General features: G+C 42.0%; 2 protein-coding genes. Both read right to left on the bottom strand.

Annotated features, from left to right (window positions below):
* Positions 1-750, bottom strand: a 750-nt coding sequence (locus VE944_RS16945; RefSeq protein ID WP_324979083.1) for an alpha/beta hydrolase, incomplete at its 3' end; no start/stop codon positions are given.
* A 111-nt stretch (positions 751-861) separates the two neighbouring features.
* Complete coding sequence (locus tag VE944_RS16940; protein ID WP_324979079.1) at positions 862-1,746, bottom strand: shikimate dehydrogenase; 885 nt, start codon at positions 1,744-1,746, stop codon at positions 862-864.
* Positions 1,747-1,848: the final 102 nt, after the last annotated feature.

Here is a 1,848-nt window from a genome sequence, read left to right as displayed (position 1 = left end):
ACGCCCTAAAAGTACCATCCGTTCTGGATCAGCTTCGTATTCTGCTGCATGTTTGCGAATAAAATTTAGGGCTGTACGCACATCATCTAACTGAGCTGGAAACTGATATTTAGGTGCATGTCGATAAGCGATCGCAAATACTGTATATCCCTGATGAGCGATATATTGATTAAACTCAGTATTGGCACCGGGATTGCCACGTTGCCAAGCTCCACCGTAAATTACTACCACTGCTGGATATTTCCCTACCTCTGGGGGTTGGTAAACTTCCATTTTTAAAGGCACTCCCGCAGGAGAAGCAAAAAGAATATCTTTTTGATGACGGGTTTTTCTTAATGCAATACCCCGGAAGGAATTAACTAAATCAAAGGGATGGGTTTGCATTTTAGCCCTTACTTGGAATGGAATTTGCTCTAGATAATTTGCTCCCAATCCTTGTTTCATCGCTTTAGCCATCTGCATTTGAGTTGGTGGGATATTCACTAGCACCCATGCACAAATTAGCAATCCTATTAAGCTGAAAATACAAGCTAAACGTTGTAATTTACGCCGACGGATGTAGAAAAAAGACAGCAATAAAGAGAGCAAATTTAATAACAATAACCAAGGGCTAACTTCTGGCGCTCCCACTGCTAGGGTGAGTAAAAACATATTTGGAGCCGGAAGAATAATCCAAGAACTGAGAAATAGGCTTGCAAAACTTAGTAAAAATACAAGCCATGATAAAACTATTTTGGGTTTGGATAACATAAATCTTATAGCGATTACTCATAATAGAAGAACCCCACCCCCAACCCCTCCCCGCAGGCGGGGAGGGGAGACAAAGCACAGCTTTGGCGGGGTGGGGTTCTTCGGATTTGATCAACCTAAACCCAAATGCTTTTGCAATGCTTCACGCATCACTTCTACAGGCACAGTTTCCTGCTGTAACCAAATTTTTAATGCTGCTACTCCTTGTTGAACTAGCATTTCTAATCCATCGATCGCAATTGCGCCTTGTCTTTCTGCCTGCTCTAGAAATTGCGTCGGTTTCGGAATATATATTAAATCGTAAGCGATCGCACCCTTTGGTAAATTCGCTATTTCCTCTCCACTCAAAGGCGACTGATCAACCTTGGGATACATACCTATGGGGGTTGTGTTTACCAGCAGATTAGCTTGGGGAATTAGCTTTGGTAATTCTTCCCATTGATGAATTTGTAAATTTTCACTTATGGGTGAATTGCTCCAACTATTGCCGAATTCTTGTAATCTCTGCACATTCCGCCCAACAACATGAATTTTCGCAAAACCTAGTTGGTGACAACCGGCTACAACTGCTCTCGCTGCGCCACCATTGCCTAAAATTACTGCTACCTTCTGACTCCAATCTTGCTTATATATCGTCTGCAAAGGAGCAATAAATCCTTCTATATCTGTGTTTGTCCCCACCCATTGATTATTTTGGCGACTAACAGTATTCACTGCGCCTATAGCTTGAGCAACAGGGGTAATTTCTGAAAGCAGAGGCATAATTGCCTGTTTATGAGGTATTGTCACACTAAAACCGACAACATCAATCGCCGCGAAACCTGCGATCGCTATTTCTAAATTCTGTGGTGCTATAGCAAAGGGAAGATAAACGTAATCTAATCCTAAATGAGCGATCGCAGCATTATGCATCGCTGGCGAGAGCGAATGCTCCACCGGATGTCCAATTACCCCTAATAGCTTAGTTTTGCCTGTAATTAATCTTTCTTTAGTCATTAGTTATTAGTTATTAGTCATTAGTGATTTCCCCCCAGTTTCCCCTGCTCCCCCACTCCTTGGACTAGCCTACAATTATTAAAAGCTACTTAACAATTCTTT

This window comes from Nostoc sp. (genome assembly GCF_035638895.1).
GTDB lineage: Bacteria > Cyanobacteriota > Cyanobacteriia > Cyanobacteriales > Nostocaceae > Nostoc.
This window is presented reverse-complemented; position numbering and strand designations above follow the sequence as displayed.

What these genes read in the sequence shown, in the direction of transcription:
- VE944_RS16940 (WP_324979079.1), bottom strand. Translation starts at nt 1,746, where the DNA reads ATGACTAAAGAAAGATTAATTACAGGCAAAACTAAGCTATTAGGGGTA.